The sequence below is a fragment of the Streptococcus mitis genome (genome assembly GCF_016658865.1).
Taxonomy (GTDB): Bacteria; Bacillota; Bacilli; order Lactobacillales; family Streptococcaceae; genus Streptococcus; species Streptococcus mitis_BT.
On record NZ_CP067992.1, the window covers coordinates 1,139,941 to 1,164,708 of the forward strand.

General features: G+C 40.4%; 25 protein-coding genes and 1 other annotated feature. Of the genes, 1 reads left to right on the top strand and 24 read right to left on the bottom strand.

From position 1 onward, the window contains the following. The first annotated feature begins 1 nt into the window (after window position 1). Window positions 2-472, top strand: a complete 471-nt coding sequence (locus JJN14_RS05520; protein ID WP_001043024.1) for an arginine repressor — start codon at window positions 2-4, stop codon at window positions 470-472. Between the two features lie 43 nt (window positions 473-515). On the opposite strand, the gene JJN14_RS05525 is transcribed toward JJN14_RS05520, so the two are convergent. From JJN14_RS05525 to secG, 24 genes are all read right to left on the bottom strand, one after another. Continuing rightward, window positions 516-674, bottom strand: coding sequence for a hypothetical protein (locus JJN14_RS05525; RefSeq protein WP_001808548.1), 159 nt, complete (start codon window positions 672-674; stop codon window positions 516-518). 9 nt (window positions 675-683) lie between these two features. Continuing rightward, window positions 684-1,994 carry a GTPase ObgE gene (obgE, locus tag JJN14_RS05530; RefSeq protein ID WP_201058078.1) on the bottom strand — a complete coding sequence of 437 codons (1,311 nt, stop codon included), beginning with the start codon at window positions 1,992-1,994 and terminating at the stop codon, window positions 684-686. Between the two features lie 63 nt (window positions 1,995-2,057). Then, window positions 2,058-2,192, bottom strand: a complete 135-nt coding sequence (locus JJN14_RS05535; RefSeq protein WP_000863859.1) for a DUF4044 domain-containing protein — start codon at window positions 2,190-2,192, stop codon at window positions 2,058-2,060. Window positions 2,193-2,250: 58 nt separating this feature from the next. Beyond that, a complete protein-coding gene (locus tag JJN14_RS05540) occupies window positions 2,251-2,442 on the bottom strand; it encodes a PspC domain-containing protein (RefSeq protein ID WP_201058079.1) in 192 nt (63 codons plus the stop codon). Between the two features lie 14 nt (window positions 2,443-2,456). Then, window positions 2,457-3,782: a glycosyltransferase family 4 protein gene (locus JJN14_RS05545; protein WP_201058080.1), complete on the bottom strand. Its 1,326-nt coding sequence runs from the start codon at window positions 3,780-3,782 to the stop codon at window positions 2,457-2,459. Window positions 3,783-3,797: 15 nt separating this feature from the next. Further along, entirely contained in the window at window positions 3,798-4,841 is a 1,044-nt protein-coding gene (gene cpoA / locus JJN14_RS05550) for an alpha-galactosylglucosyldiacylglycerol synthase (RefSeq protein ID WP_416069223.1), read from the bottom strand. A gap of 115 nt (window positions 4,842-4,956) precedes the next feature. Next, window positions 4,957-5,286 (bottom strand): metal-sulfur cluster assembly factor, encoded by a 330-nt coding sequence (locus JJN14_RS05555; RefSeq protein WP_000331929.1) that lies wholly within the window; start codon window positions 5,284-5,286, stop codon window positions 4,957-4,959. Between the two features lie 14 nt (window positions 5,287-5,300). After that, a complete protein-coding gene (rpoD, locus tag JJN14_RS05560) occupies window positions 5,301-6,410 on the bottom strand; it encodes an RNA polymerase sigma factor RpoD (RefSeq protein ID WP_000201900.1) in 1,110 nt (369 codons plus the stop codon). A gap of 2 nt (window positions 6,411-6,412) precedes the next feature. After that, a complete protein-coding gene (gene dnaG, locus JJN14_RS05565; RefSeq protein ID WP_201058081.1) occupies window positions 6,413-8,173 on the bottom strand; it encodes a DNA primase in 1,761 nt (586 codons plus the stop codon). A gap of 89 nt (window positions 8,174-8,262) precedes the next feature. Further along, the gene (locus tag JJN14_RS05570; RefSeq protein WP_004254621.1) at window positions 8,263-9,021 is read right to left on the bottom strand and encodes an ABC transporter ATP-binding protein; all 759 of its coding nucleotides are present in this window, start codon (window positions 9,019-9,021) and stop codon (window positions 8,263-8,265) included. Beyond that, window positions 9,018-9,884, bottom strand: a complete 867-nt coding sequence (locus JJN14_RS05575; RefSeq protein WP_201058082.1) for an ABC transporter permease — start codon at window positions 9,882-9,884, stop codon at window positions 9,018-9,020. The genes JJN14_RS05570 and JJN14_RS05575 overlap by 4 nt, the downstream gene beginning before the upstream one ends. Window positions 9,885-9,960: 76 nt before the next feature. Beyond that, the gene (gene trpX / locus JJN14_RS05580) at window positions 9,961-10,956 is read right to left on the bottom strand and encodes a tryptophan ABC transporter substrate-binding protein (protein WP_201058083.1); all 996 of its coding nucleotides are present in this window, start codon (window positions 10,954-10,956) and stop codon (window positions 9,961-9,963) included. Between the two features lie 113 nt (window positions 10,957-11,069). Beyond that, window positions 11,070-11,288: a binding site (T-box leader), on the bottom strand. A gap of 97 nt (window positions 11,289-11,385) precedes the next feature. Then, window positions 11,386-14,082, bottom strand: a complete 2,697-nt coding sequence (gene ppc / locus JJN14_RS05585; protein ID WP_201058084.1) for a phosphoenolpyruvate carboxylase — start codon at window positions 14,080-14,082, stop codon at window positions 11,386-11,388. Window positions 14,083-14,106: 24 nt separating this feature from the next. Further along, window positions 14,107-15,330, bottom strand: coding sequence for a cell division peptidoglycan polymerase FtsW (ftsW, locus tag JJN14_RS05590; RefSeq protein WP_120770130.1), 1,224 nt, complete (start codon window positions 15,328-15,330; stop codon window positions 14,107-14,109). 160 nt (window positions 15,331-15,490) lie between these two features. Continuing rightward, window positions 15,491-16,429 carry a peptidylprolyl isomerase PrsA gene (prsA, locus tag JJN14_RS05595; RefSeq protein WP_020901794.1) on the bottom strand — a complete coding sequence of 313 codons (939 nt, stop codon included), beginning with the start codon at window positions 16,427-16,429 and terminating at the stop codon, window positions 15,491-15,493. A 65-nt stretch (window positions 16,430-16,494) separates the two neighbouring features. Beyond that, complete coding sequence (locus JJN14_RS05600) at window positions 16,495-17,208, bottom strand: O-methyltransferase (protein WP_201058085.1); 714 nt, start codon at window positions 17,206-17,208, stop codon at window positions 16,495-16,497. Window position 17,209: 1 nt separating this feature from the next. Beyond that, complete coding sequence (gene pepF, locus JJN14_RS05605) at window positions 17,210-19,012, bottom strand: oligoendopeptidase F (protein ID WP_201058086.1); 1,803 nt, start codon at window positions 19,010-19,012, stop codon at window positions 17,210-17,212. Between the two features lie 18 nt (window positions 19,013-19,030). Further along, a complete protein-coding gene (locus tag JJN14_RS05610) occupies window positions 19,031-19,984 on the bottom strand; it encodes a competence protein CoiA (protein WP_201058087.1) in 954 nt (317 codons plus the stop codon). A gap of 77 nt (window positions 19,985-20,061) precedes the next feature. Beyond that, the gene (locus tag JJN14_RS05615; RefSeq protein ID WP_033688727.1) at window positions 20,062-20,439 is read right to left on the bottom strand and encodes a type II toxin-antitoxin system HicB family antitoxin; all 378 of its coding nucleotides are present in this window, start codon (window positions 20,437-20,439) and stop codon (window positions 20,062-20,064) included. Window positions 20,440-20,466: 27 nt separating this feature from the next. Continuing rightward, window positions 20,467-20,655: a type II toxin-antitoxin system HicA family toxin gene (locus JJN14_RS05620; RefSeq protein ID WP_201058088.1), complete on the bottom strand. Its 189-nt coding sequence runs from the start codon at window positions 20,653-20,655 to the stop codon at window positions 20,467-20,469. A gap of 117 nt (window positions 20,656-20,772) precedes the next feature. Then, on the bottom strand, window positions 20,773-21,633 hold the full coding sequence (tehB, locus tag JJN14_RS05625) for an SAM-dependent methyltransferase TehB (RefSeq protein ID WP_201058089.1): 861 nt from the start codon (window positions 21,631-21,633) through the stop codon (window positions 20,773-20,775). 14 nt (window positions 21,634-21,647) lie between these two features. Next, entirely contained in the window at window positions 21,648-22,115 is a 468-nt protein-coding gene (smpB, locus tag JJN14_RS05630) for an SsrA-binding protein SmpB (RefSeq protein WP_001051750.1), read from the bottom strand. Then, window positions 22,078-24,432, bottom strand: a complete 2,355-nt coding sequence (rnr, locus tag JJN14_RS05635) for a ribonuclease R (RefSeq protein ID WP_201058090.1) — start codon at window positions 24,430-24,432, stop codon at window positions 22,078-22,080. The genes smpB and rnr overlap by 38 nt, the downstream gene beginning before the upstream one ends. 100 nt (window positions 24,433-24,532) lie before the next feature. Further along, window positions 24,533-24,766: a preprotein translocase subunit SecG gene (gene secG / locus JJN14_RS05640; RefSeq protein WP_000282517.1), complete on the bottom strand. Its 234-nt coding sequence runs from the start codon at window positions 24,764-24,766 to the stop codon at window positions 24,533-24,535. Between the last annotated feature and the right edge of the window lie 2 nt (window positions 24,767-24,768).

Genomic DNA, 24,768 nt, shown 5'->3' on the forward strand with positions numbered 1-24,768 from the left:
TATGAATAAATCTGAACACCGACACCAACTCATACGAGCTCTTGTAACAAAAAACAAGATTCATACTCAAGCTGAGCTACAAGCTCTTCTTGCCGATAATGATATTCAAGTTACACAAGCTACACTTTCAAGAGATATTAAAAGCATGAACCTTTCAAAAGTACGAGAAGAAGACAACTCTTACTACGTGCTCAATACAGGTTCTATCTCAAAATGGGAAAAACGTCTCGAAATTTACATGGAAGATGCTCTTGTCTTGATGCGCCCAGTTCAACACCAAGTCCTACTAAAAACCCTTCCTGGACTTGCTCAATCCTTTGGTTCTATTATTGATGCCTTAAGCTTCCCTGACGCTATTGCTAGCCTCTGTGGGGATGATGTTTGTCTTGTCATCTGTGAAGATGCAGAAGCTGCTCAAAAATGCTTTGAAGAATTGAAAAAATTCGCTCCACCATTTTTCTTTGAAGAATAAGAAAATTCCGTGTCTCATGTGGCACGGAATTTTTTTATATTCTTTACTGAGATGGATTTTCTTTTTTAGTTCGTGCTAATCTCAGGGCACGATTTGGATTGAGACGATTAAATAGTTCTTCCAATTTCTTTTCATTCCAAACATCTGCGGCGGAAACAAAGTTGCCATCCGCATCTCGGAAAGATATCGGTTTATCTCCCATATCAGTCTCCTAGTCTACAAATTCAAACTCAAATTTACCAATTCGGACCAAGTCACCATCTTTAGCTCCACGCGCACGAAGGGCTTCATCAACCCCCATACCACGTAGCTGGCGAGCAAATTTCATGACTGATTCGTCACGATCAAAGTTGGTCATATTAAAGAGTTTCATGAGTTTTTCACCAGAAAGCACCCATGTCGCATCGTCATCACGACTAATTTCAAAGGCTTTTTCTTCCTCATCAAATCCATAGTAAGCTTCTTCTTCCATATCTGACTCGTCGTAGAGCAAGAATTCTGATGTCTTGTCTAACAATTCAGCTGTAGCATCCAAAAGCGTTGCCAGACCTTGCTTGGTCAATCCAGAAATTGGGAAGATAGCTGGTAACTCTTCAAATTCATCGTAATTTTCAGCTAATTTCTTCTTGAATTCTTCAAGATTTTCCTGACTTTCAGGCATATCCATCTTATTGGCTACAATAATCTGTGGACGCTCCATGAGGCGAAGATTGTATGACTCCAGCTCTTTATTGATCGCTAGGTAGTCCTCATATGGATCACGGCCTTCGCTAGCTGACATATCAATGATGTGAAGGATGACACGTGTACGCTCGATGTGACGGAGGAACTGAGTTCCCAAACCAACACCTTGACTAGCCCCTTCAATCAAACCTGGTAAATCAGCTACTGCAAAGGATTCACCTGATTGGGTACGAACCATTCCTAGATTTGGCACAATTGTCGTAAAGTGGTAGGCACCAATTTTGGGCTTAGCTGAGGTGATAACACTTAAAAGTGTTGATTTCCCTACAGATGGGAATCCAACTAAACCAACATCTGCAAGGATTTTAAGTTCTAACTGTAACTCACGTTCCTGACCTGGTTCTCCATTTTCAGAGATTTCAGGTGCAGGATTTTTTGGTGTTGCAAAGCGGATATTTCCACGACCACCACGACCACCGTGGGCTACAATAAATTCTTGACCGTGTTCAATCAAATCTGTCAAGACCTTGCCTGTCTCAGCATCACGCACAGTCGTACCTTGTGGCACTCGAACTCTTAGGTTTTCAGCACCACGTCCATGCATTCCTTTGGTCATCCCTTTTTCACCAGACTCAGCCTTGAAATGGCGATTGTAGCGGAAATCCATCAAGGTACGTAGCCCTTCGTCTACAACGAAGACCACATTTCCTCCACGACCACCGTCACCACCCCAAGGACCGCCATTAGGGACATATTTTTCACGGCGAAAGGCAACCATGCCATCACCACCATTACCAGCCTTGACCTTGATCTTAGCTGTATCTAAAAACATACTCATTTTTTCTTCTCACTTTAAAAAAGGGCTGGGAAATCCCAGTCACTAAATTTTCTTGAATCTATTTTATAGATTACTGAGGGCACCAATTGCAGTTGCAAAAATTCCCAATAAACTTGCTACTAGCATGATAATCACGATAAACAAGGTTATTTTCTCAAACATAGTTTTTTTACGATTTCCATTATCTCCAAATGCCATTTTTATCTCCTTCGTTACATTCTATTTTCTATTATCTTAGCATGAATTTAGCTAGTTTTCAATAGTCACTTGCTTCTGGCGCAATAATCCATAAAATGATATAAGCTACAATTCCTGCTCCGTAACCAAAAGCAAGAACACCCCATATTACACGAACAATAGTAGGATCTATATCAAAATAATAAGCCACACCGGCACAAACACCAGCAATCTTTTGGTCACGACCGCTTCTCATTAATCGTTTATTCATAGCTTATCCTCTTTCTATTCTTCATGGTCTGTCCAATAGTCTCTCATGCTGATTAACTGCGTTTTTGAAGCCTTCAGCATGCGTCTAGAGCCTTTTACGGGCACAGCAACCACCTGTTGTGGTAGATACAAAACTGTCTTAAAGATTCGCTGACTAACCGTATCATCTTTAGCCAAATCTTTCTGGAAGTTATTTGAAATAATGGCATCCAGATAAAACTCATGCACTCGCTTCCCAAAGTTTTCAGCTGAAATCTCGTACAACTTCTCTGATAAAGTACGCTCATTCATATCCGGCGTTGCAATTAGAGCTTCTAAAATAGCTCCAGCTAAATCATGTTCACCGTAATACAAGGTTCCAAACATTTTATCACTGATAAGATTGTCCAGATAAGGATTTCCATGTGCAATGACAGGCGTCCCACTAGCTAAGCTTTCCAAGTAGGTCAAACCTTGCGTTTCACTTGTCGATGCCGAGATGAAGAAATCCGCTGCCTTATAGTAAAAAGCCGTCTCACTAGGAGCAATCATGCCAGTAAAGATGACGTAGTCTTGAATCTCTAGTTTCTGTGCTTGCTCTTTGAGGTTATCCAGATAAGGACCATCCCCAGCAACTACCAGTTTAACCTTGTCTTCCTCTTTCAGAACTTCTGCAAAGGCTGCTAATACTGCTTGAATATTTTTTTCATAGGAAATTCTGGAAAGACTAAGTAGCATCTTTTCATCATCTTGAATCCCTAATTTACTACGTAGTTCTTTCAAATTTTCCTGCTTGATTTCCGGACGCTCAAACTTAGCTAATTCAATCCCAGTTGGAATAACCCGTTTTTCAACCTTGACCTTATAGTCAGAAAGCAAATCACGGACAATCTCACTCGGGCAAATGACCCCATCCACATCATGCAAGAAACCTCTAACCAGGTACTTGACCATACTCGGACGAATCAGCATCCCCTTAGCAATATAATGCACATAGTCTTCGTACTGGGTGTGATAAGTATGGATGACTGGAATCTTCAATTCACGCGCAATCCAAATCCCCAACAAGCCAAGAGAAAATTCTGTCTGAGTATGGATAATATCTAACTGGTACTGTTTGGCAATTTCAAGCGCCTTGCTAAATCCTCGATAGGCAAAGCGGCGGTCCTTAAAAGCAAAGAAGGGAACACTTGGAATGCGGATAATTTGCCAATCTTCATAACGATTGACATCCTTATCTGTCGTCGTAAAGATAAAAACAGCGTGCCCTTGCTTCTCAAGTTCGGTTTTCAAGGTTCGAATACTGGTCGCCACACCTGAAACCTGAGGAAAATAGGTATCTGTAAATAAACCAATTCGCATAGATTACCTCACTTTTTACTTTCTCCCTAAAGCGGCTTGTTTCTCATAAAAGTCCAACCAGATTTGTAACAGATGCTCTTCAGAATACTCTCTAGAAATATTCTTAGCCTTTTCTTTAAGTTCTTTTAAGGCAGCAGGATTGGCTTGATATTCCAAAATAGCTTCTTTCATCTCTTCTCTATCTGCTGTCGCCCGATAATTTCCCTCCAAAATCACCTTATAGAGATCCAAATCACGCAACATAATCGGAGCTTCACAACTCGCAGCTTCTAAAATAGTCATAGGAAAGAGCTCATTGTAACTAGGCAACAAGAAAAGGTCCGCTAGGGCATACAATTCACGCATCTGCTCTGGAGATACAATACCTGGAAAAATCAAATTTTTAGGGGGATTTTCCATAATTTTTTTGTAGCGTTCATAGCCATCTGTCATGCCACCAAAAGAGAAACCACCCGCCCAGATAAAGGTAATTTGAGGCAATTCCTCAGCCAGACGGATAAAGTCATCAATCCCTTTACGTTTCTGAACTTGACCAGCACCTACTACGATAAACTGATTATCGCTAAGACCTAGCTCTTCGCGTAGTCGAGCCACCTCTTCTTGTGGAAGAGGATGCCATTTTTCCTTGTTGACAAAGTTAGGAATATAGGTCACTTTTTCACGTGGAATACCTGCTGCCACCAAATCCTCGATAAACATAGGATTGACCACAACCAAGTGCTCCATCCGGTTGTAAAAAGAAAATACATAGCGTTTAACAATTCCCTTTAAGAAAAATGGAATTTTCAAACTCCCCTCAAGTGTATCAGGCAAGAAATGCACATAGCCAATTTTCCTTCCTGAGCGTTTCTTTTGGAATGTTGATAAATAATAGGGGAAATCAATTGTATGAAAGTGAGTCACATCTGCCTCTATTGGAAGATTTTCTGTAACAATCAATTGGTCCTTGGCATCACGGTGAAGAAGACGAACTAATTCACGGTAGGCACCTGAAACTCCTTGTCCTGCTACTTTCTCACTTGAACTCAACATATTGATGCGTAATTTCTTTTTTTCCATAACTACTATTATATCATTTTCTTTGAATAAAATCATCAAAAGAAAGGAGAGACTAAAGGAAAAGAAGAGGAAATTTCCTCGCTTTTCCAATAATCTCTCACATGCTTTTATTTGTTTACTTAATGCCTAGGGCAATGCGGGCATAGCGACTCATTTTTTCAACCGTCCAGGCTGGATACCAGACTAATTTAACCTCAGTATCAGTCACTTCTGGAACCTCTGTCATAGCATCATAAATCTGATCCGTCAAAAGGTCTGCTAGGGGGCAACCCATAGTTGTCAAAGTCATGTCAATCTCTGTTTGCCCTGTATCGCCATCGAAACGAATCTCATAAATCAAACCAAGATTAACAATATCGATTCCCAACTCAGGGTCGATGACTTCTTCCAAGGCTGTTAGAATCCGTGTTTTGATGTTTTCAATTTGCTCTTCTGTATAAGCCATATTTATCCTCACTCTTAGTCTTCAATAAAATCACGAAGCGGTTTGCTGCGACTTGGTTGGCGTAGTTTTCTCAATGCTTTAGCCTCAATCTGACGGATACGCTCACGGGTTACGTTAAAGACTTTCCCCACATCTTCAAGGGTGCGCATTTTCCCATCATCTAGTCCAAAACGTAGACGCAAAACATTTTCTTCACGGTCTGTAAGAGTATCCAAGACCTCATCCAACTGCTCACGCAAGACGATACGAGTTGTGTAGTCCACTGGATTTTCAATCACTTCGTCTTCGATAAAGTCCCCAAGATGGCTATCATCCTCTTCACCGATCGGTGTTTCAAGAGATACCGGCTCCTGTGCGATCTTCAAGATTTCACGAACCTTGTCTGGAGTCATATCCATACGTTCAGCGATTTGTTCTGGCGTTGGATCTTGTCCCAATTCTTGAAGGAGATTACGCTGTTCACGAACCAATTTATTAATGGTTTCAACCATGTGGACAGGGATACGAATGGTACGAGCTTGATCCGCAATAGCACGAGTGATTGCTTGACGAATCCACCAAGTTGCATAAGTTGAAAACTTGAATCCTTTAGAATAGTCAAACTTGTCAACCGCCTTCATCAAGCCCATGTTCCCTTCTTGAATCAAGTCAAGGAACTGCATACCACGACCGACATAACGTTTGGCAATGGAAACAACCAAACGAAGGTTGGCTTCCGCAAGTCGTTGTTTGGCTTCGATATCACCAGCTTCAACTGCTAGTGCCAATTCTTTTTCCTCTTCATTTGTCAAAAGAGGAACAACCCCGATTTCTTTCAAGTACATACGGACAGGGTCATTAACCTTAGCCGAAGTTGATCCAATCAAATCCTCATCGCTGAGTTCTGGTTCTTCTTCATTGCTAAGAACACGCGCACTTGGGTTTCCTTCGTTATCTGTGATTGAAATTCCTGCATCCTGGATTCGTTGCAAAAGGTCTTCAATCCCATCAGCATCCAAGGTAAAAGGAATAACTAGACTAGCATTGATTTCATCATCTGTTGCTGTCCCTTTTTGTTTATGATTACGGATAAATTCTGCTACTTGTACGTCAAATGTTGTTACTTCTTTTTGTTTTGTTGCCATTATTACTCCATTCTTCTCTTTTGGGAAATTAAACGTTCCAATTCTTCTAGGGCTGTATCGGTATCTCCTACATGGCTAGCTTCCTGCACCTTCTTTTTGATTCTCATATTGTCCTGATTCAAGAGAGCCTTGTTTCGAGTCATCTCTACTTCACTAAGTTCCTGCGGTGACATCTCAGCAGGCAAATCCTGAGCTAAGACTTGGTACCAAGCTCTTTCAACTTCCTCTGTCTGTTCTGCTAGAACTTCTGGAGGAAGATTGCCATACTGACCAAGCAAGTCATATAAAACCTGAAATTCAGGTGTATCAAATGCAAAGTCTTCTCGCAAGCGGTAATCGTTCAAAACAAAAGGGGATTCCATCATTCGATAAAGTAGATGAGCTTCTGCCCTCATAATAGCCGATAACTGCTTGGTGACAGGCATAGTGATTGGCGTCGGTCTGGAAATTCCTTCCATGCGATTCTGCCTTTGTGCCTGACGGCTTTCATTAATAATCTGCTCAATCTGGGCATAATCAAAGGACGCCAGACTGTCAGCTAAAATATGAATATAGCTGTTTTGAGCAGTTATGGACTTTTCTTGAACAATCAAGGGCGCTATTTTTTCAATAAATTCAATCTGAGCCTGCAGATTTTCACTATTTTCAGGCTTATACTGATGAATGTAAAACTCAATCGGACTAATACGAGTTTTTGTTAATAGATAGGCCAAGTCTTCTGGTCCATTTTTTTGTAGATACTCATCAGGATCCAAGTTATCAGGCATGCTGACGATTTGCACAGGCATATCACCAATTTCATCCAATGCTTTCAAAATCGCGGCTTGCCCAGCCTTATCGCCATCGTAAACAAGAACCAACTTCTTGGTTAACCTTTTCAGATGCTCAACATGCTCTCGACTTAAGGCCGTCCCCATAGATGCGACAGCATTTTCGATCCCAGCCCGATAGGCTGCAATGACATCCATGAACCCTTCCATCAGGTAAATCTCACTGGCTTTTCCAGAAGATTTTTTTGCCCTATCCATATGATATAATTCGTAACTTTTGTTAAAAATTGCAGTCGATCGGCTATTTTTATACTTAGAAGTTTGTGAATCCGTTTTCTGCCAGATACGACCTGAGAAAGCAATAACCTTTCCCTGGTCATTTGTCAGGGGAAACATAATCCGATTGTGAAAGGTGTCTACAAATTGATTAGCATCCGAGAGATAAAGCAGTCCTGAATCCAGGAAATCCTCATCACGATACTGACCAGTCAAACGTTGATAAAGATAGTTTCGTTCTGGAGGGGCCAAACCAATCCGAAAATGCTTGAGGACTTCATCTGTCAAACCACGCTGATAGAGGTAGTTTCTGGCCTCCTCCCCCATGGTCGTTGTCATGAGAATAGCATGATAAAATTTAGCCGCATCTTCGTGCATATCATAAAGAGATTGGTGGGGTAAGGCTGGTTTCTGCTCATTATAAAGCGGTTTTTCCACCTCTATCCCGACACGCTGACCTAAGATTTGGACAGCCTCCATAAAGGGAACCCCTTGGTACTCCTCGATGAATTTAAAGACATCACCTGAGCGACCACAACCAAAACAGTGGTAAAACTGCTTGTCCTCTACAACGTTGAAAGAAGGTGTTTTTTCACCATGAAAAGGACAGAGCCCTAGATAGTTCCGTCCTGCCTTTTGTAAAGAAATCACATCTCCTATGACTTCCACAATGTTGGCATTGTTTTTGATTTCTTCAATGACTTGTTTGTCAACCATACACAATACCTCCATGTTATCATAGTTTACTTTATATAGTATACTTTATTTCAGAAAAAAAGTAAACCATTTCACTCATTTTCCCTACTTTATTCAAAGAGTTGATAATAATCAGAGATTTTCATTTTTGCTTTTTCTTCTTGCTTCAAATCTTGGATAATTCGTCCTTCTTTCATGACAATTAAACGATTACCATATTTGAGAGCATCTTCCATATGATGAGTAATCATAAGCGCTGTCAGCTGATCTTTCTTGACAAACTCATCTGTCAATTCCATCAAGGCCACACTGGTCTTTGGATCCAGGGCCGCAGTATGCTCATCTAGCAAGAGTAATTCAGGACGCTTCAAGGTTGCCATCAAGAGACTCAAGGCCTGTCTTTGACCACCTGATAAAAACTCAATCGGTGTATTCAAGTGTTTCTCAAGACCATTTCCTACTTTTTCAATAGTAGCCTGAAACTCATCCTTATAACTAGCCAGACGTCTTGGAAAGAGTCCACGCTTTTCACCACGGAACTTAGCAATCAAGAGATTTTCAGCCACTGTCATACGAGGAGCTGTCCCCATCTTGGGATCTTGGAAAACACGAGACAGATACTTGGCTCTCTTCTCTGGTGAAAACTTGGTAACATCTTCACCCAAGATACGAATTGTCCCACTGGTTAATGACAAGGTTCCCGCAATAGTGTTAAAGAGAGTTGATTTACCTGCCCCATTGCCACCTAAAATCGTGATAAAATCCTGTTCAAAAATTTCTAAGGAAACATCATTTAAAATAATCTTTTCTTCATCAAAGCCATTTTTAACGACTTTGGTTGCATTTTTTAATTCTACAATTGCTGTCATTTGCTTAACTTGGCTCCTTTCAAGATGGTTTGCTTAAATGTTGGAATCATGAGGCAGACTGCTAAAATAACGGCACTGTACAAACGAAGGTAACTTGTGTTAAATCCAAGCGCGATAACTGCCCATACTAAAAATTGATAGGCAATAGAACCGACAACAATGGTAATCAAACGTTCTGCCAAACTCAAACTCTTGAAAATAACTTCTCCAATAATCAAGCTTGCAAGCCCCACAACGATAACCCCGATTCCTCGAGATACATCGGCATAGCCTTCTTGCTGGGCAATGAGGGCACCTGCAAGGGCAATCACACCATTTGATAAGACCAAGCCCATGAGCTCCATGCGTCCAGTATGAATTCCGAAACTTCTAGCCATATCAGGATTGTCACCTGTAGCAATATAGGCTTGTCCAAGTTTAGTGTCCAAGAAAAAAAGCATGAGGATAATGACAAGACTGACAAAGATAAGACCTGTCAAGAGTTGGTTCAAATCTGAATCAAAAGGTAAGACATCCTGAATTTGCTTAGTTCCAAGCAAGCCTAAATTGGCACGTCCCATAATCAAGAGCATGATAGAGTGACAAGATGTCATCACCAAAATTCCTGAGAGCAATGTTGGAATCTTCCCTTTTGTATAAAGAAGGCCTGCTGCCATTCCAGCCAAACACCCTGCTCCTACAGCAACAAGTGTCGCTAAAAAGGGATTTACACCTTTGGTTATCAGAGTGACAGCAACAGCTCCCCCAAGAGGGAAGGAACCTTCTGTCGTCATATCTGGAAAGTTCAAAATCCTAAATGTCATAAAGATTCCCAGACCTAGAATAGCCCAGACAAATCCTTGAGAAATAATAGATAGTATCATTTGTTTCTTAACCTTTTCTATATGATTTCTATTGTAAAAAATTGGAGGAGATGTCCCCCAACTCCTCCATTGTAGATTATTCAATCACTTGTCCTGCTTCTTTTAGAACAGATTCAGGAATAGTAATACCTAACTCTTGTGCCATTTTTTTATTGATTACTGACTTACCAGTTGAAAATACATTGACTGGAGTATCAGCTGGTTTTGCACCTTTCAAAACTTGAGCAATCATTTTACCTGTTGCCACACCGAGGTCATGTTGGTCAACTACAACGGATGCCAAACCACCTGCTTCTACCATGGCAGTTGCGCTTGGGTAAATTGGTTTTTTAGCTGATTGATTGCTTGATACAACTGTTGAAAATGCAGATGCGATTGTGTTATCGATTGGAACCCAGATAGCATCGACCTTGCTAGTCATAACATTGACTGTTGAAGCAATTTCATTTGTTGAAGGAACTGCAAATGTTTCCACTGTCAAACCTGCTTTTTCAGCAAAAGCCTTAAATTCTTCTACCTGTGTTTTTGAATTGTCTTCGCTGCTTGAGTAAAGAGCTCCGATTGTTTTCACATTTGGTGTCAAAGCTTTGATGAGTTCAACTTGTTGTTGAGCTGGATTGTGGTCAGACACCCCTGTAATGTTGCCACCTGGTTTTTTCAAATCTTTGACCAAGTTAGCACCGATTGGGTCAGTAATAGCGGCCATGATAACCGGTAGGTCTTTTGTGGCACTAGCCAAGCCTTGAGCAGCTGGTGTAGCAATACCAACCACAAGGTCATTCCCATTTGCAACCAACTGTTTACTCATTGTCGCAACCTTACTTTGGTCACCTTCTGAGTTCATAAAGTCGATTTTAACTTGATCATCTTTATATCCTTCTTCTGCAAGTCCATCTTGAATCCCTTTATAAATCAAGTCAAGAGAGGGATGGCTCACAAACTGAAGAACACCAACTTTGGCAACTTTCTTTTCATTCTTAGCTTCTGGTTTATTCATTGAAGAGTAAATCAAGCTTCCTGCTACTAAGACTGCTAATGCAGCGATAATTCCAATTAAACGTTTATTTTTCATTCTATTTCTCCTTTTTAATTCCTTTAAAACACTTCACTTATCTAAACAAGCGACGCCATCGTTTTCTTTCCATACTAACCTCCATCAAAAAAAGCCCTCACACAAAAAACTTGTGTGAGGACGTCGATGCGCGGTACCACCTCAATTATAGGGATTTTCCCCTATCACTCTGTCTCGCAATAACGAGATGCACTGTAAGGTGTGCTCACCGAATTTTTATGATTTCAAATTCTAAATAACATCCAGCCCAATTTTCATCATCATCACTTATCTGTTTTCAGCTAGCACAGACTCTCTAAAAAGTTTATATGATTACTTTTCTGAATGGTTAAATTATATCATTTTTCAACTACTTGTCAAGACTCTTTGAGAATTTTTTTGAACTATTCAAAAACTTCCCCTATGAAAAAGAGGAAGTTTGAAAGGGTATCAGCCTGAATTACGCAATCCTGTCGCAATTCCGTTGATGGTTGTATGGATTAATTTTTCTTGATCGCTTGATAATTCTCCTCGACGTTGACGTTTAATCAACTCCAACTGGATATAGTTGAGGATATTAAAGTAAGGCATACGGTAATCCAAACTTGCTTTTAGATATGGATTTTCAGCCAAGAGTTCATCGTAACCTTCGATAGCCAAGATAACTTCTTTGGTGACTTGCCATTCATTTAGAATAGTCTCATAGATTGCTTTTACTTGATCATCTTCGCAAAGTTTCGCATATTCAAAAGCAATGTTCATATTTGATTTTGACAAGACCATATCAACATTTGAAAGAAGTGACTGGAAGAAAGGCCAATTTTGGTACATATCTCGTAGGATAGCGATATTCTCTGGATTTTTATCAATAAATTCCTTGAAGCTTGAACCAACTCCATACCAGCCAGGGAACATGACGCGGCTTTGCGACCATGAGAAGACCCAAGGGATAGCTCGCAAACCACCGATTTCAGTAATAGTCTTACGAGCAGCTGGACGAGAACCAATATTAAAGCTTGAAATAGCCTTGATTGGACTTGACTCGAAGAAATAATCATAGAAATGGTCATTACCAAAGACCAAATCACGGTAGATATCGTAACTACGGTCCACTACTTGGTCCATAATAGCTTCATAACGATTTGAGGTATTGGTATCACTCTTCTTCTGAGTAATCATACGGTTAATGGCTGCAGATACTAACATTTCAAGGTTATAGTAAGCAGCGTCTTTGTTACCGTATTTATTGCCAATTACTTCACCCTGCTCCGTCAAGCGGATACGATCCTTAATAGACTTGAGCGGTTGAGAGGTGATGGCTTCATAGGTTGGTCCACCACCACGACCGACAGTCCCACCACGGCCGTGGAAGAAGGTAACCTTAACGCCAAATTCATCTCCAATAGCAGTCAATTGTTGTTGAGCCTTGTAGAGGGTCCAACATGATGAAAGGTAACCACCATCTTTATTACTATCAGAGTAACCAAGCATGATTTCTTGGTAGTTATTACGTGAAGCAATCCATTTCTTAGCAAGAGGAAGAGAAAGGTATTCTCTCATGGTTTCTTCTGAGTGGTCCAAGTCTTCAATTGTTTCAAAGAGAGGAACAATTTGGACACGGGCTCTTTCTTTATCAACTAACCCTACTTCTTTTAGCAAGATAGCCAATTCCAACATGTCTGATACGCTGGTTGCATGTGAAATGATTGTCTGACGAATGACATCATCTCCCAACTTATCTTTCAACTTACGAGCAGCCTTAAAGATTGCTAATTCTTTTTCAAGTAACTCTGATTTTTCAACATGAGTGGCAGAAAGAATACGTGGATCTTCTTCTAATTCTTTCAAAAGAAGCTGGCATTTTTCTTCTTCACTGAGTTCACTATAATGAGAATGAATTCCTGCTGATTTCAAGAGTTCGGCCACACAAGCTTCATGAACACTAGAATCTTGACGCATGTCAATAGATGCCAAATAGAAACCAAAAATTTCAACTGCCTGAATCAGCTCAACAAAATCACCAGAAATCAGTGCTTCACCCTTATTTTCCAAAAGGGAATCACGAATGGTAATTAAGTCCTTATAAAAATCATTGGCTGTGTCATAGTGAGCCCCAACTTCCTTATCTTCAATGAGATAAGCTTTTGTCGCTTGGATTTTTGATTGAATATCAAACAAGGCACGACGGTAAAGCTCTTTTTCACGATAAATAGAGTTATCCTTGGATTGACGAGCCATTTCTCTAACTTGCTTGCTTACATTGACAATACTAGTTGAGAGAGAGAACTCACGATAGAGCTGGTAAATCTTTTCATCATAGTAGTTCATGATGACTTCACACTGAGTCATAGCAGATTGTTTCAAGGTATCTGCTGTAACAAAAGGATTCCCATCACGGTCTCCACCAATCCACATTCCCATGGTAATTGGTTTAGGATGTTTCAACTCCAGTCCATGTTTTTTAGCCAGACGCTTGTACTCAGCAGTCAAATGAGGAACTGCCTTCAAAAATGAACTATTGTAGTATTCCATAACATTCGTGATTTCATTGGTTACTTTCAATTTCTTTTCACGAATCATGTCTGTCTGCATAATAATCTCAATGTAACGACGGAGATCATTATGCCATTTTTCCTTATTAATCAAGCCTAATTTCACATCACGATACTTACGCAAGAGGGTGTGGATATGGTTGGTCAAATCCAACATACTCTTACGTTGCACTTGTGTTGGATGGGCTGTCAAAACAGGGACAACATTCAAGTGTTCTAAAATTTCAACCGCATTTTCTTTTTCTGCAACCATTTTAATCGTTGCTGATAATTTCCCAAGATAATCTTGATCGATGTTATTTTGATGGTTGATTTCATAGGCCAAATCCACGTCTTCTGAAATATTAATCAAAAGAGGCAAGATAGAGAAATAGCGTGAAATATATGCCATTTCATCATTTGTCAGACTAGTAACCAGTTGGTTCAAGCCTTGATAATCTTCTTGAGTTGACAATTCCTTCAACTGCATGATTTTTTCAAAAGTCTCTGGGGCAAGCATATTTTTAGTGATATCTTCTAACAATTCTGTTAAAATCAATACTTCTTCTTGCACGACAGCTTTATTACTATAGTTTTCTAATTTTTGAAGAGACATAGGTAATCCTTTCCACTCTCAGCTCTACATATAGTTTGATGAGTGAGCTTCTAACTCCTCATACAATTGGGCACGTTTTTCACTTGCATCAATATTTAAGACAAAGGCGATGGCTACAGACAAGACCAGAAGACTATTTCCTCCTTGCGATAAGAAGGGGAAGGTAACTCCCGTTGAAGGAATAATACCAGAAATTCCACCGATATTAACAAAGACCTGCACCAACATCATCCCCCCAACCCCAATCGCCATCATGGAATTAAAGGGATTCTTAGCACGAATACCGACTAGGATAATTCGTAAAATCAGGAAAAAGACAAGGGCTAAAATCAAGCTGGCTCCCACAAATCCAAACTCTTCAATAACAATTGAAAATACAAAGTCTGTATGGGCCTCTGGTAAATAACCACGTTTTTCGATTGAATTTCCTAAGCCTAGACCAAACCACCCACCATTTACCATGGCAAAGTAGGAATTTGCAAGTTGGTGGCCTGACCCTGCCAAATCGGCAAAGGGATTAAAGTAGGCACTGAAACGCTTAGCAACGTAACCAAATACTGGAACTTTTGAAAACTTATCAACCCCGATCATAGAAATAGCTGATAAGGATAGGGCTGAAACTCCAAATAATACACCGATAAAGGCTATAAACCAACGATGAGCAATTCCACTAACTGTATACATAATCAAGGCGACCAGAGCTAGGATGGTAGCATTCCCCAAATCTGGGAAAATAGCTAAACTTCCTATCATTACTAGTAGGACGAAGCGCCAATCATTAAAAGCACGAGGAATCCATTGATTTTGAGTTAAAACTTGAAAATCGTAAATCCCAATTTCATCCTGTTGTTTTGAGAAACGTTGGGCCAAGTACCAGACGATGATAATCTTCAAATACTCAGCTGGCTGAATGGTCAAAGGTCCTACTGAAATCCAACCATAGGCTCCATTGACTGGCGTACCAATTAAGCGAGCCAGAGCCAAAAGAATCAGCTCAACAAACATAACAATAAATAGCAGTCGTTCTTTTCTTAAAAAATTCAGTTTCAGCTTATATATCAAGGCAATCAATATTAAACTAAGTATCCAAAACATTCCCTGACTTCGAACCAATTGGAGGGCACTTTTACCTTCTTCAATAAGAATGGCACTGGTTGTAGAATAAACTACAATCAAGCCCAAAATAGATAAAAGTAAGTAAGGAACTAGAATAGAATAGTTTAACAGGTGCCTCTTACTAATCTTCATAGTATCACCAATCTAATGAGAACAAAAGAAATTGTTCCCAAATTCCGTTTATTTTCTAGTTTTGATTGCTATTATACCATTTTTTCCGAAAGAAAAAAACTCTTACCCTTAAGATAGAAGATTTTCTCATAAGAAAAAGAGCGCTTGGCTCTTTTCTGTTTTATTCTTTTGAAGAACTACTTGAGCTTGAATCGCCACCACCGATATATTGGGTAAAGATATTTTGGAAGGCTTGGTCTTTAACCTTGATATTGGCTGCTTGCAATTCTTTTCCGACAATACTTTGAACAAATGATGCATCATTTTGTTTTTGAGTCAAAATAACAGTTTTCAATTTTTCTTTGTAGTCATCGATATTAGATGACTTTTCTGTTTTCTTAATGAGTTTTACAATGTAATACTGACTGCTGTATGCTTGAGTACCAGTAGCTGTAATAACATCAGAAATACCATTAACATCCAAGGCAAAAGCTGCTTTCTTAACTTGATCTGGGACTTCTGTTGATGCAGAATCAAATGTGATTTCACCACCGTTCGCTTTGGTTTTCTCATCAGTTGAGTTATCTTTAGCTAATTGAGCGAAATCTGCGCCACTTGCCTTAGCTTTTTCGAGGACTTCTTTCGCTTTATCCTCATTATCAAGACGAATAATTTGAGCAGTTACGTCCGGAGTATAGCTCTCAAATGCTTTCTTATAGGCTTCATCAGTTAATTCAGCTTCTGCAGCCTTTTTAACTGCAAATTCAACTAATTTACTTGTACGAATTTGTGCTTTACGTGTTTCAAGAGTCATGCCTGATTGTGATAAGACACGTTGGTAATTCTCACCATATTGTTTTTCTTCTCCAGAAATGATATCATCGATTTCTTTGTCATCTACTTCTGAGCCATATTGCTTCTCAAATACTTTTTGAATAGTCAAGTTCAACAAGACTTGTTGGGCTGAAGGATTGATTTTCACTTGCTCATAAAATTGATGTTCAGTGATGACATCCCCTTTCATGCTGATAAGGTCAGCCCCTTCTGAACCTTTAGAACAAGCTGCTAAAGTTGCTACTGATAATAGTGTAATGGCACCTGCCAATAATTTTTTTTTCATGTCTACTCCTTTGAGATAAGTATTACCCTATCTATTTTACTATATTTTCTTAAATTTTTCTGAAATCATTCGCTGTCAGGCAATTGAACATCTGCTACATTTTTACGAAGCATGAGAATGCCGTCACCCAGAGGTACTAATGTTGCAGTGAGTCCTGGATTGTCTAAGGTTGCGTCAAATAGTCTTTGAAGGCCTCGATAAATGGTTCGCTGACCACGACGGACTTCCATAATATCCTTGGCAACATCACCACCTTGGAAAATATCATCCAAGACAACCACACCACCAACTTCTAAATGTTTGAGGATTTCTGGCAAAAAGACGATGTATTTAGACTTAGCAGAATCCATAAAGACGAAATCATAAGACTCTGTCAAGGTAGATAAGACATCTACCGCATCTCCTTCTAGAAGTGTAACTTGCTTGCGACTGTCAAACCGGGCAAAATTTTCCTTGGCAAATCCAATCATCTCTGGATTGCGGTCAATGGTTGTAATCTTGGCCTTTGGTGCATGTTCCGCCATCAAGAGGGCTGAAAAACCGATAGCCGTCCCAATTTCCAGAATGTTTTTAGGTTGTATGGTTTCCATGAGAAAACGGAAATAAGCAACCGTTTCATGAGGAATGATGGGAATATTTTCCTTGCGAGCAAAGTCTTCCAATTCTTTCAAAGAGCCTGTGACTTGCTTTTGACGCTGGCGCATCAAGTCCACAATTTCTTCCTTGACAACAGGACGACGCATGTTATGGTTGGCATTTTTACTATACGATTCAACCATCTTATGCCAATCCCAATTTTTCAACAAGGGCTTCAAACTCATTTAAACGGCGTTCAAAGACTGCAAAGGCATCGTTGAGGTAATCTTCCTTCTCCATATCAACACCAGCTTTTCTCATGACATTGAGTGGATAGTCAGACTTCCCTGCCTTGAGGTAGTCGATATAACGGTCACGGTCTTCTTGACTACCATGAACAATCTTTTCAGCCAAGGCTGAGGCTGCTGCAAAACCAGTTGAATATTGATATACATAGTAGTTATAGTAGAAGTGTGGAATGCGGGCCCACTCATATTGGATTTCAGGATTATCTTCCTTGCTCAATCCATAATACTCTTGGTTCAAGTCTGCGTAGAGTTTGTTTAGGAAATCGCTGGTCAAGACTTCCCCGTTTTGGTCTGCTTGGTGGATAGCGTGTTCAAACTCAGCGAATTGAGTTTGACGGAAAACTGTTCCACGGAAACCATCTAGGAAGTTATTGAGAATAGCAAAGCGCGTTGCATCATCTTCCACTTCTTCCAATAATTTCTCCGTCAAGATATTTTCATTGGTAGTTGATGCAATCTCAGCCAAGAAGATAGAATAATCTCCGTAAACATAAGGCTGAGTTTCACGAGTATAGCTTGAATGCATACTATGACCTGTTTCATGAACAAGGGTAAAGAGATTGTCTAGATTGTCCTGCCAGTTAAGAAGCATAAAGGCATTGGTATCGTAAGAACCACCAGAGTAAGCCCCTGAACGCTTGCCTTGATTTTCATAAACATCAATCCAACGCTCGCTGAAGGCACGTTTAACACGGCTCAAGTAATCCTCACCCAAGACTGCCAAGGCATCTTCAGCTTTTTTCAAGGCTTCTTGGTAGGTGAAACTGTATTCAACAGATGAAAGTGGCGTGTAGACATCGTACATCTTGAGGTCTGAAATCCCCAAGATTTTTGAACGAAGCTCAAGGTAACGATGCAAGAGTGGCAAGTGCTTGCGAACTGCTGCTACCAAATTGTCATAAACACTCTCTGGAACAAAATTGGCCGCTAGGGCTGCATGACGCGCACTCTTGTAGTTGCGAACTTTGGCACGGTAGTTTTGAACCTTAACATTTGTTTGTAAGGTTTTGGCATAGGTATGTTGGAATTGTTCATAAGTCGCATAAAGAGCTTGGTAGGCACCACGACGAACCTCACGATTTTTAGATTCCATCAAACGTGTGTAAGTCCCATGAGAGAGCTGCACTTCCTCACCATCATCGTCGAGGACATAAGGGAACACAATATCCGCATTGTCCAAGATAGCGAAGGTTTCACTTGCCGAACCAAAGATTTCTCCAGCTCCAGCCAATAATTCTTCTTCACGTTGTGATAAAACGTAGTCTTTTCCTTGTAAAAGTTTGTCAAAATAGTGTTGATAAACCTGCAATTTTGGTTGAGCTTCTAAAAAGTCAGCATACTGCTTTTCACTGATTTCCATAAATTCAGGTTCATAGAATGAAAAGGCTTGGTCTAGCTGGCTATAGAGAGTCATGGCCTTGGCATAGTACTCTTGGTACTTGGCTTCACGTGTGTCTTGGTCATTCTTCATATGAGCATAAACGTAAAGCTTCTCCATTTGGCGTTCCATCTCAAGAGAAAATTCAGTGATTTCTAGTAGGCTATCCGCAGTATCCAGGAGATGTCCTTCATACTGGTTTACTTTCTCCAATTGTTCTGTTAAATCTTTTAAGGCTTCTTCCCAAGCCTGGTCAGTTGGGTAAATCGTTGATAGATCCCATGTATCTTTTTCATTTATTTCATTTCTTTGTAATACCATTAGATTCCTCCATCTTTTCTATTCTACCATATTTTTCAAGAAATATTGCTGATAAAAGGCTGGTGGATAAAGCTTTTGCCAATCATTTTGAGGATTTTCTTGGTAATAGATTTGAAAATACTGATAATAGCGAGTCAAATCTTTCTCAATTTGGCAAAAATTACCTACTAGTGGTCTTATTTGTGGATACCATTCTTTTAGCCCATAAGTCAGGAGATTTTCTCCCTTTTGATAGGCTTCTGCTTGTTCTTTCATCCAAAAGGGATTTTGATAGTACAGTTGTTGCTGAATATAGCGACAGATGTCCTTATCCTGAGAAACTGTAAAATGAGATATTTTTTGTTTCTTATAAGGGAAACGCAATATTTCCAATAAACTAGCTTGACCATAGAGAAATTCCTTGATTTGATAATGGAGTTTACCGCGGAGATCTTGGTGGATGAGATATTTAAGCCTTAAAACCTGTTTTTTCTTGTCCACTTCCCAAACATAAAAGCCCATGTTTTGACTGAAATAGAGAAAACCTTGTTGCAGACGAGTCAACCGCTCCTTAAGCCAAAGTTTTTCTCCTAGCAACCACAGTACTTGGTAACCCTGACTACGATAGCCCTCACTACGCTCTTTAAGAACTTTTTGAGACAAGGGACTACACTGAACTTCTAGAGCAAGATGACCATTTATAAATACATCCGCAATCTGTTTAAGCTCTGGAAGGGGGTATTCTAATTGAACCTCTGCCTCTTTTTTCAACCACTGATAGAGAGATGCCTTATTGGCCAAGTGTTCTGGACTTTCATTTTCAAATGAAAAACCACAGTCTTTTAAAGATTTATGGGCAAAATGGGTCCGTACACTTAGTCCTTGACGCAAACGAAGCTGACCTCCACAAGCTGGGCAGGTGTAGTTTTGCTTCTCAAGCTTATCCTCTAGCACATTTACCAGCTCTCCCCTAGCATCTCTCGCAACAAACATGATTTCTCTCCTTTTCTATATTATTCGTAAAAAAGAAAAAGATCAGGAAATTTCCTAATCTTCATCACTCTATAATTTTAGAGTTGCAAGCGACTTTCAAGAGCTTGTGTCAACACTTCAGAATAGTTCACTTTCTCACGATCTGCAAGTCTGACTAGCCACTCTGGAACCGTAACATTTTTTCGAATCGCTTTATTATTCTTTACGAAAGGCAAGGGATTGACCTGAATCAAAGTCACAAATCCATCAGGAGCTTTCAACTCAGCAATGTCACTAGGAGTAGGCAAAGCCAGTCCTTCATCAATATAAGAAGCTAAAACACTCTCAAGCATTTCCCGAGCATTTTTCATTGCAAGTTCAATCGTTGCTCCTTCAGTCCCGCCTCCAAATTCAGGAAATTCAACCCAGTATCCAGTGCCTTCTCTATGAAAAATAGCAGGATAAGATTTTAGCATAATACACCTCCACAATTTCCAAATCAACTATAATCCCAAATCTTTTAATATTTTTCTCTCTAAACCTTTTCCTAGATCCTCATTACCGTGAACTGGAATAGTGACAAGATAGGGAACCCCTTCTTTCTTAAAATGATGATGACATCCTCTCTTACGAACTTCAATCCATCCATTTGCAAGAGCTAATTTTACCATTTCCTTACCTGTGATTGGCATTTATCGTCACCTTTCTAGCTAAAATTATACTTATAATGCGTATTTTTGTCAATTCTTCTATCTTATCTATTCGTAAAAAGAAAAAAGATCAGGAAAATTCCTAATCTTCATGTGTGTTTATTTGATTTTCTTAGCTAGCATGGTCGCAAAGCGTAGTTGAATACGATTGCCATTCTCATCGCGACGGTGCAGATTACCTGGATTTTCATTGTACTTAACCAATTCCCAATCCTTGTAATAGTCTGCCAATTCCCCTTCTTTAAAGGTAAATGGGAAGTTCACTGAGCAAGGATAATCCTCCGTGTCCATTGCACAGACGATAAGGTTGTAGCCACCTACCGTGGTGTGCTCCTGCATGTTTCGGATAATAGCTGGAATGCGGTCCGCTTGTAGAAACATCAGCACCACCGTCGATACGATAAAATCATAGGCTTGTCCAATGCTGGCTGAATTGATATCGTAAAGACCAACAGGCATGTCCAAATCTTCCTGTTCCACAATGCTTTGCAAGATTTCAAGAGCCAGTTCATTTTGATCTACAGCTGTCACATCAAATCCTTGCTGGGCCAAAAAGAGGGAATTACGGCCCTGACCACAACCCAAATCCAAGGCTTTCCCTGGTTTTACTGTCTGCATTGCCTCTAGGACCTCTGAATGAACAGGATTGGTATTGTATTTCTTAGGAAAATAATCCTCAGGTTTACAATAAAACTCCAAATACCATTCCACATCGTCTGTAGCAGCCTCTACTCGATGCCAAGCTTGAGGTTGTGCCATGGGATTGTCGGCCCCTGCTTCAAAGAGGTGCTCAGCTAGAACCTCCCCATCCTCTGTCAATTCAATAAACTTGAGAGCTCCCTTCAAGACAGTAATTTTCCCCCAAGTCCCGACCTTGGTATTGTGTTTCTGCTGAACAGCCTCTGGCATAGTTTGTTTATTCCACAAAGGCATGCGTTTATAGGCAACTAGTTTTTCCATTTTCATTCCTCTTTTTATCGCTGGTTGACTGCTTTCATGACACGCGCGATGTCGCGGTTTTGTTCACGTCGTTTGATAGACTCTCTCTTGTCGTAGTCATGCTTCCCTTTAGCAAGGCCTAAAAGGAGCTTGGCATATCCATCTTTAATATAGACTTTAAGAGGAACCAGCGTCATTCCTGTCCCTTTAGTCTCTTGTTCCAATTTTTGAATTTGCTTCTTATGGAGCAGGAGTTTACGGCGACGTTCTGGTTCCTGGTTCCAGATATTACCCTCTTCGTAAGGGGCGATATGAACATTGCTCAACCAGACCTCCCCATTTTTTACTTGGGCAAAGCCATCCTTGAGATTGATTCGAGCTGCTCGTACACTCTTGATTTCAGTCCCAGTCAGGACCATCCCTGCCTCTAGCGTATCTACGATTGTATAGTCGTGGCGTGCCTTTTTATTTTGTGCGACGACCTTTCCCTCGCCCTTTGCCATGCTTGGCTCCTTTCTTAGCTACTTCCTTGTAAAAAGGTTTCTTCCCTTTTTTCTTCTTGTCTTTTTGTGAATGCTTGCGCTTATCATTTGAGCGTCCTGATTTTCTCTTGTCTTCCTTCTTATCTGAACGACGACTTGAACCACGCCCTCTGTCACTACGATTAGACTGTTTGAATCCTTTTTCAATCACATCAAATTCACTTGGAATATAAGAGAAGTCAATTTCACCAGTCATCTTGTCGGCTCTTTCAACTCGGATACGGATTTGCTGACCTACACGGAAGGTTATTCCTGATTTCTCCCCACGAAGAGTCAAATCACGTTCGTTGAAATGATAAAATTCAGGTAGATTAGTGATGTGAATCAAGCCTTCAACTGTGTTCGGCAATTCAACAAAGAGACCGAATTTAACGATGCTAGACACAACCGCATCGTACTCTTCGCCTACGTATTCTTCCATGTACTCAGCCTTTTTCATGGCTTCGACTTCACGCTCAGCCTCGATGGCACGACGCTCACGGTTGGAAGACTGGGTCGCAATCTCTGGAATCACTTGTTCAAAATGCTCGGCTATTTCTTTAGAACGGCCGTAATCACGAATCATACGGTGAACAAGAAGGTCTGGATAACGACGAATCGGGCTAGTAAAGTGAGTATAATAGTCAGCAGCTAGTCCATAATGCCCGTGATTGTGCTCTGAATAGCGAGCCTGCTGCATGGAGCGAAGAAGCATCATGGACAATACATCTGCATAAGGTTCTCCCTCAACAGCACGCATGATGTCTTGAAGTGCCTCCTGGCTAATCTCACTGGCAGTCCCATAAATGCGCAAGCCAAAACTCGAAGCATAATCAATAAACTTCTGAACCTTTTCAGCCTTGGGCTCCTCGTGAATTCGATAAATGAAAGGTAGATCCAGCTTGCTAAAATGCTCGGCAACTGTTTCATTGGCCATCAACATGAAAGACTCGATCATGCGCTCGGCAATGCCACGCTTACGAAGAACGATATCAACAGGCTTACCTTGTTTATCCACTAAAATCTTCGCTTCATTGGTATCAAAATTAAGGGCACCACGTTTCACACGCATGTTTTCTAGAGTTTCATGGAGCTTGGCCATGAGTTCGATACTTGGAACAATTTTCTGATGTTCTTGTCTCTTTTCCTCATCGCCAGCTAGGATATCATTGACATCACTATAGGTCATACGGAAGCTTGTCTTGATAACCGTTTGTGTGATAGTGTAGTTGACCACACGACCATGTTTATCAATCTCCATAATGGCAGACTGGGTCAGGCGGTCAACTTGGGGATTGAGAGAACAGATTCCATTTGACAGTCGTTCGGGAAGCATTGGGACCACACGGTCTGTCACATAGACAGAAGTCGCGCGGTTAAGGGCTTCCTTATCAAGGGCAGAACCCTCAGTCACATAGTAGGAAACATCTGCTATGTGAACTCCGAGTTCCAGATTACCATTTTTCAAGGCCTTGATATGCACCGCATCGTCCAAGTCCTTAGCATCAGCACCATCAATGGTGAAGGTAATCTCATCTCTCAAGTCCAGACGGCCTTCCATATCCTTTTGAGACGGAGCATCAGGCACACTTTCTGCTTCCTTGACAACAGCTTCTGGAAACTCGGATACAATGTCCATTGATTCCAAGACCTCAAGAACATCAATTCCGACATCCGTTGAATGCCCCACCACATCGAGGACACTAGCGACAAAGAAATCATGTTTCTTGCTTGGGTATTTATCGATAAAGACCTTGAGAACTTCGGTTCCTTCTAGTTTTAGGGCTGGTTTCTTCACATAAATCGGTTGACTTATTTTCTGATTTTTCGAACGAATGTAGCCAGCATACTTAGGTTTTTCCTGATCTAGAACGATTTGGCCGACAACTGTTGTCAGGCTGTGTTCTAAGATATCAATAATTTTTGCTTCTGCCGCTGTTCCCTTATTGCGGTCAGCGACTTTCTTGATGACGACCTCAACGGTATCACCATCAATAGCATAGTTGACATCGTTTTTTCCTACAAAAAGGTCTTCCTCTTCCCCTTCCAGACTAACAAAGCCAAAGCCATTTTTATGGGCATGAAAAATCCCCTTGAGGGTAATCTCATGTTTTTTCTTGACTTCCAAAGTCAGACTGCCATCTTCCTCAAAGCGTATCTGATGCTTTCTTTCCATTAAGGACAAGGTTTTAATCAACTCACGAAAATCCTTGGAACCGTCTTTTCCCAAAGCCTGAGCCAAGTCATTGACAGTCACCTTTCCCTTGTCTTGTAAATATTCTTTTATTCTATCTTTCATATTTTCTTTCTAGATTTTTAATTTTCTTTTACTGTAAAACCTTCTCAAATATCTTTTTAAAATAAAAAGAGGCAAAGACCTAGTCCTGCCCATTATTTTCTTATCTACTTGATAATACCGTCAATGCTAAGGCAATGGCTAGCCAGAAAAAGACTAAAATCCCTGTCAAACGCTGCATTACAGCTTCAAAACCGCGTGCTTTACTGCGTTCAAACAAATCACCTGAGCTGGCATCAAATACATTGCTGGATTGGTTTTTGGTTGGTTGCATGAAAATTGCAATTACAATCACAACAGATAATACTAATAAAATGGTTAATAATAGGTTATACATAT